The following is a 6,037-nucleotide window of genomic DNA, read 5'->3' on the forward strand; positions in this document are numbered from 1 at the left end:
GATCGGGGACTCGCCATGAACGTTGCCCGCATTCTGAATGTGAAGGGGAATACCGTCGTTCACGTCGCGCCGGACTTGCTGCTGGCCGAATTGGTGACGATCCTGCGCGACAAGCGCATCGGCGCCGTCATCGTCAGCAAAGACGGCCGCCAAATCGAAGGCATCCTGTCCGAACGCGATGTGGTCCACCGTCTCGCCGACCGCGGCCCGGCTTTGCTGGAGCACACGGTGGCGTCGATCATGGTCAAGCCCGTGATCACCTGTGGTGTCGAGGACACGGTGGCCGAGATCATGGGAAAGATGACCGAGCGCCGCTTCCGGCACATGCCGGTGGTCGACGACCAGGGGCTGCTCTGCGGCATGATCAGCATCGGCGACGTGGTCAAGGCCCGGCTCGACGAGATCGAGAGCGAGGCCGAAAGCCTGCGGGAATACATCGCGGGCTGAGGAGCCTTCCGGCACGCCGCCTCAGGCGGCCGTGTCCGGTTGCAGGATCGACGGACCGAAGCGGAACTGTCGGGCCTGAGACCCCGTTGCCTGTCATAGATCGCCGGCGTCGCCGGCGGGATGGCAAGAATGGGGATACCCGCCATGTTCGGCAGTCTGCTTCACTGGGCCGTCATCTTCCTGATCGTCGCGCTGGTCGCCGCCGTGCTCGGCTTCGGCGGCGTGGCGGGCACGGCGATGGCCGGCGCCAAGATGCTCTTCTGGGTCGCGCTCGTGATCTTCATCGTGATGGCGGTCGCCGGCATGATGCGGCGCGGACGCTAGATCAGTCTGATCTTTTCCGCCGGCCGGGCAATGATCCGGCTGGCGGACATGCGGCGACGGCCGTGCGCCTCGCAAGGGGCGTTCGGCCGTTGTCGTGTCCGGGGTCACCATCGGGGAGGGATGGTGGAGCTGAGCGGGATCGAACCGCTGACCTCCTCATTGCGAACGAGGCGCTCTCCCAACTGAGCTACAGCCCCACTATCGAACCAGGGGTTTGGGGGCCCCCGGCGAACGGCGCGGAATATCGTGCCCTGCCCCCGGCCTTGTCAAGCATCACATCGGGACGGGCATGTTTTTCCGAGCGCGGTCGTTTGAAACGCCCGGCGCCTCGGATATAAGAGGGCCGGGTCGCCAGCGGGTGCGGCCCGGGCAGGTTCGCAGGGCGAGAACATGACGCTGGACACCATTGGCGAAAAGACGGTCACCCTTTTCGGCGGCACCGGGTTCGTCGGCCGCTACGTGGCGCAGCGGCTGGCCCATCGCGGCTGGCGAATCATCGTGGCCTCGCGTCATCCGGACCGGGCCCTGTCGCTGAAGGTGTCGGGGTCGGTCGGCCAGGTGGTGCCCGTCTTCGCCGATGTGCGTGACGATGGCTCCGTCGCCGCCGCCGTGGCCGGCGCCCATGCGGTGGTGAACCTCGTCGGCATCCTGTTCGAACGCGGCAAGCAGCGCTTCGACGCGGTCCAGAACGAGGCCGCCGGGCGCGTCGCCCGGGCGGCGGCCGCTGCCGGCGCCACCCGCTTCGTCCAGATCTCGGCGATCGGCGCCTCGGCCGACAGCCCGTCCGCCTATGCCCGCAGCAAGGCCGGCGGCGAAGCGGCGGTGCGCGCGGCCTTCCCGGCCGCCACGATCGTGCGGCCGAGCGTGATCTTCGGGCCCGAGGACGGCTTCTTCAACCTCTTCGCCGGGCTGGCACGCAACGCGCCCTTCCTGCCGCTGTTCGGCGGGGGCACCAGCCGGTTCCAGCCGGTCTATGTCCAGGACGTGGCGGATGCCATCGTGGCCTGCCTGGAAGGGGAGGGCACGGCCGGCCAGACCTATGAGCTGGGCGGGCCGCGGGTCTACAGCTTCCGCGAGCTGATGGCTCTGACCCTGAAGGAAACGGGTCGCAAGAAGCGGCTGGTGTCGCTGTCCTGGGGCATGGCGTCGCTGCAGGCGCGCCTGTTCAGCCTGCTGCCGAACCCACCGCTGACGCCGGACCAGGTGGTGCAGCTGAAGCTCGACAATGTCGTGGCGCCGGGGGCCAAGACCCTGGCCGATCTCGGCATCCGGGCGACGCCCACCGAACTGATCCTGCCGAGCTATCTCGACCGGTACCGGCCCGGCGGTAAATTCGGCACCAGCCGGATCGCCTGACCGAGCCCGCTGCCTCTCTGTTGGGCACTCATCCTACAATTGAAATCTGAAATCCCGGCCGGCGTCATCATCCGGTAGCCTGCGTGACGCGATGCTGGCGCCGACGGGATCACAATGGGTGCGGTTGTCGCCGCGGCCGATGCTTCGCCTCCGATGCCATGCGGATGGTGCCGTGCGAGGCCGGTTAAGACCCGAGGAATCCCGTCCGGAAGGGACAGGGATACGATGGGCTCGCAGCGATTCCATGACCAGGTCGTGATTGTGACCGGGGCCGGCTCCGGCATCGGGGCGGCCACGGCGCGGCGGTTCTGGGCTGAAGGCGCGACCGTCATCCTCGCCGGCCGCAGGACGGAGCCGCTGGAGCATCTGGCGGAAGAATTCGGCGGCGAGCGCTGCCTGGTGCAGCCCTGCGACGTCTCGATCTCCATCGATGTGCGGCTGCTGGTGGGCGAGGTGGTCGCCCGGTTCAAGCGCATCAACGTCCTGGTGAACAATGCCGGGGTCGCCTCGGCCGGCGGCTTCCTCGACCTGACGGCGGCGGATTGGCACCAGACCATCGAGACCAATCTCGACGGCGTCTTCAACATGACCCGGACGGTGCTGCCCTATCTGCTGGAAAGCCGCGGGTCGATCGTCAACGTCTCCTCGGTCGGCGGGCTGGGCGGCGATGCCGGCCTGGCCGCCTACAACGCAGCCAAGGGCGCGGTCAGCAACCTGACCCGCAGCCTGGCGCTGGAATTTGGCGGCCGGGGCGTGCGGGTCAACGCCGTCAGCCCCGGCGTGACCTTCACCGACATGAACAAGCCGGCGTTCGAGCAGTATCCGGAGCTGCTGGAGCGGTTGCTGGCCCGCACCCCGCTGGCCCGCGGCGCACAGCCGGAGGAGATCGCGAGTGTGATCGCGTTCCTGGCCAGCGCGGATGCCAGCTTCGTCAACGGCGTCAACCTGCCGGTCGACGGCGGCGCCAACGCCTCGAGCGGCCTGGCGGCTTTTATCTAGCCTTCGGTCAGGGCCCGGCCGAGGAAGGGCAGGCTTTCGTCCATCCGGTAGTCGACCGAGGAGTGGTTGTCCGGGAATTCCTCGTACCGGTGCGTCACGCCCAGCCGCTCCAGCGAAGCATGCAGGCGGCGGGCGCCATAGACCAGGTTGTACTGGTCGATGGAGCCGCAATCGATGTACAGCCCCTTCAGCGACCGCAGGGCGTCGGCATGCTGGTCGACGATCAGCGCCGGGTCCCATTTCAGCCAGTTGGCCCAGCGGTCCTCGATCAGCGCGCAGGTGTGGAGATCGACCGGCAGGCGGATGCCCAGGAACTGCGACGGGTCGGGGTCGTAGGTCGCGGCCATCGCCAGCTGCATCAGGATATGGATGTCGGAATCGCCCGGCTTGTTCGCCGTCTCCAGCGCGGTGATGAAGCGCTCGATCGATCCGTCATGCTTGGCCAGCGTTCGCAGCACGGCCGGCATCTCCAGCAGATAGGCCAGCTCGAACCCCATATCGCCGGAATGGCAGGCCGCGGCGCTCCACACATCGGCGCGGCGCATGGCGTGGATGATCGAGCCATAGCCGCCGGAGCTCTTGCCGAACACGCCACGCCGGCCGGGCCCGCCGCAGCCCAGGCGGGATTCGACCGCCGGCAGCATCTCGTCGACCAGGAAATCCTCCCACCGGCCCAGGGCGGCGGAGTTGATGTACTGGTTGCCGCCCAGCCGGGTGAAGCAATCGGGGAAGGCGATTGCGACCGGCGGCAGCGTGCCCGCGGCAATCAGCCGGTCGGCGCGCTCCGGCACGTTCTCGCCGAAATTCTTCCAGTTGGTGTGGACGGGGCCGCCGGCGGTGAAGCCCACCAGGTCGACCAGCAGCGGCAGGCCGTGCCCGTCATGGCCGGCGGGGATGTAGACGTCGATCCTCCGCTCCGTGGGGTCGCCCAGCAGGTTGCCCTGCAGCGCCTTGCTGTCGAGGGTGAAGCTGTCCACCCGCCCGCGCGGGATGTCGTGGGTCTTGCGCATGATGGCCTCGTTCCGACGGTGTGAGCCCACCTTAGACCGAGTCTGCCGTTACCGTCAGAACGGACGAAGCTTGCGGGGCTCCATCGGCAGGTCCTGGCCCGGGCGGACGAACACCACGATGAAATCGAAGCTGCGGCCGACCAGCCCGAACAGCGTCTTGTTCAGGCTGAACTGGCCACGCCAGCTCTGCAGCCCGTCATACTTCGCAGCCTCGTCCAGGCACCAGCCGTCATCGGCTCGGCAGATCACCGCCAGGCCGTCGCGGCGCAGCCGGTCGGCGTCGATCCAGGGGGCATAGGCGGTGGCGAAGGCGGTGAAGTCGCTCGGGTGGTCGGGGCTGTAGAAGGTGGTGCCCAGGGCATAGCTCTCGGTCCCGGCCACCACCGCCAGCTTCTGGCCGACCTCGGTGCGCCACAGTGCCGTCACCCGTTCGGCCACCGCCTGCCGGGGCTCGGCCGCCAGCTCGACATTGCCGCGCAGGGTCCAGGCGCCGGCGACTGGCGCGACCACCAGCAGCAGCAGCAGCCAGGCGGCGGCCAGGGTGGCCAGGCGCCGCAGCGTCGTCGCGTCGATGCCCAGGCGCAGCCAGACGAGCGCGGCCAGCGGCGACAGGGCGAAGATCGGGATGGCGAAATGGGTGTTGATCCGCACCGAGGCCACCAGGGCGATCAGCACGGTGAGGAGGAAGGGGCCGAGGGCGAAGATCGCCAGCGCCCGGCGGTCCCCGACTGGGTCAGTAGCGCTGCTGACCATGGCAGGCCGGTCCGCGGCCGGGCCGGTGCCGCCGCGCGACCACAGCCAGGCCAGGATGACGCCGAGCAGGGCGTGCAGCGCGGTGCAGCCGACGACGAACAGCCCGGCCTTGGCCAGGATCAGGCTGTAGCGCGGGCTGCCCTTGCTGGCCATGTACTCCATCGGCCCGATCGCGGTGTGCAGGTGCCACAGCACATGCGGTGCCAGGCCGGCGGCCAGCACCAGCAGGGCGACATAGGGGGCGGGGCTGGCGAAGTAGCGGCGGCGGTCCGGATGGGCCAGCGCCGCGGCCAGGCAGCAGGCCAAAATGATGCCGCTATAGTATTTCGACAGCATCGCCGCCGCCGCCACTGCCCCCAGGGCCACAGCGCTGCCCAGGTCGCGCCGGTCGAAGGACCGCAGGAACAGGAAGACGGTCAGCGGCCACAGCGACAGCTGGATCGAGTTGGCGTTGAAGTTGAACGACTGGAATGTATAGAACGGCAGGAATTCCAGCAGCAGCACCGCCGCCAGCCGGGCCGGCCCCGAGAGGTAACGCCCGGCGATGCCCCAGACCGCGGCCAGGCCGATCGCGCCGTTCACCGCGGCCAGCAGGTAGAAGGCCCAGTCCGTGGTGGGCAGGACGCTGAACCAGCCCTTGACCACCCAGGCATAGAAGGGCGGGTGCTTGTAGTAGCCGAGCTGCAACTCCTGCGCCCAGGAGAAGGCCTCGGTCATGTCGTTCTGCAGGTCGGACGGCGCGAGGTACAGCAGGCAGAAGCCGGTCCAGGCAACGACATGCGCCGCCAGCAGCGCCAGGATCCGGCGGGTCTCGCCGGCCGGGCGGCTCACGGACAGGGGAAGATCGAGCAGCATGGCGGCAACAAAACCGTGTCAGGGGCGCAGCCGTGCCGAATACGGGCGGCAGACGGCCGAGTCCAATTACGTCTTCGTATGCCGCCGGCTGCCTGTCCGGTTTCGCAGGGTCAGATCGCGCCCACCTCATACGCCGTCTCATAAACCCCCGGCACGGCGCTCTCGATCATGGGCTGGGCCCGGGCCAGATGGTCGGTCAGGCGGGGATCCTGCCGGAAGCGCTGGGCGTCCTCGGTCGTCTCGAACACGCTGACCAGCACGACGCTGCGGTTGTCGTTCGACCGGAACAGCCG

At 68.6% G+C, this 6,037-nt stretch carries 7 protein-coding genes and 1 tRNA gene; 4 read left to right on the forward strand and 4 right to left on the reverse strand.

The window, feature by feature from the left end; genetic code table 11:
- Both AC3XYG_RS33365 and AC3XYG_RS33370 read left to right on the forward strand, forming a co-directional pair.
- Positions 1 to 447: CBS domain-containing protein (locus AC3XYG_RS33365; RefSeq protein ID WP_489144194.1), on the forward strand; the 447-nt coding region annotated here is incomplete at its 5' end.
- A 144-nt stretch (positions 448 to 591) separates the two neighbouring features.
- Positions 592 to 771, forward strand: a complete 180-nt coding sequence (locus AC3XYG_RS33370; protein WP_489144195.1) for a DUF1328 domain-containing protein — start codon at positions 592 to 594, stop codon at positions 769 to 771.
- Between the two features lie 121 nt (positions 772 to 892).
- Here AC3XYG_RS33370 and AC3XYG_RS33375 read toward each other — a convergent pair.
- Positions 893 to 968, reverse strand: a tRNA-Ala gene (locus AC3XYG_RS33375).
- 193 nt (positions 969 to 1,161) lie between these two features.
- On the opposite strand from AC3XYG_RS33375, the gene AC3XYG_RS33380 reads away from it, so the two are divergent.
- A complete protein-coding gene (locus tag AC3XYG_RS33380; protein WP_489144196.1) occupies positions 1,162 to 2,127 on the forward strand; it encodes a complex I NDUFA9 subunit family protein in 966 nt (321 codons plus the stop codon).
- Between the two features lie 225 nt (positions 2,128 to 2,352).
- Complete coding sequence (gene budC / locus AC3XYG_RS33385; protein WP_489144197.1) at positions 2,353 to 3,126, forward strand: meso-2,3-butanediol dehydrogenase; 774 nt, start codon at positions 2,353 to 2,355, stop codon at positions 3,124 to 3,126.
- Here the strand turns inward: budC and AC3XYG_RS33390 are convergent.
- The 3 genes from AC3XYG_RS33390 to AC3XYG_RS33400 form a co-directional block, all read right to left on the reverse strand.
- A complete protein-coding gene (locus AC3XYG_RS33390; protein WP_489144198.1) occupies positions 3,123 to 4,136 on the reverse strand; it encodes an alpha/beta hydrolase in 1,014 nt (337 codons plus the stop codon). The two genes, budC and AC3XYG_RS33390, sit on opposite strands and share 4 nt — an antisense overlap.
- Before the next feature lie 54 nt (positions 4,137 to 4,190).
- Entirely contained in the window at positions 4,191 to 5,720 is a 1,530-nt protein-coding gene (locus tag AC3XYG_RS33395) for a glycosyltransferase family 39 protein (protein ID WP_489144199.1), read from the reverse strand.
- A 134-nt stretch (positions 5,721 to 5,854) separates the two neighbouring features.
- Positions 5,855 to 6,037: hypothetical protein (locus AC3XYG_RS33400; RefSeq protein ID WP_489144200.1), on the reverse strand; the 183-nt coding region annotated here is incomplete at its 5' end.

Source organism: Inquilinus sp. (assembly GCF_057815775.1).

Coding starts and splice junctions, on each gene's coding strand:
- AC3XYG_RS33370 (WP_489144195.1), top strand. CDS start 592: ATGTTCGGCAGTCTGCTTCACTGGGCCGTCATCTTCCTGATCGTCGCG.
- AC3XYG_RS33380 (WP_489144196.1), top strand. CDS start 1,162: ATGACGCTGGACACCATTGGCGAAAAGACGGTCACCCTTTTCGGCGGC.
- budC (WP_489144197.1), top strand. CDS start 2,353: ATGGGCTCGCAGCGATTCCATGACCAGGTCGTGATTGTGACCGGGGCC.
- AC3XYG_RS33390 (WP_489144198.1), bottom strand. CDS start 4,136: ATGCGCAAGACCCACGACATCCCGCGCGGGCGGGTGGACAGCTTCACC.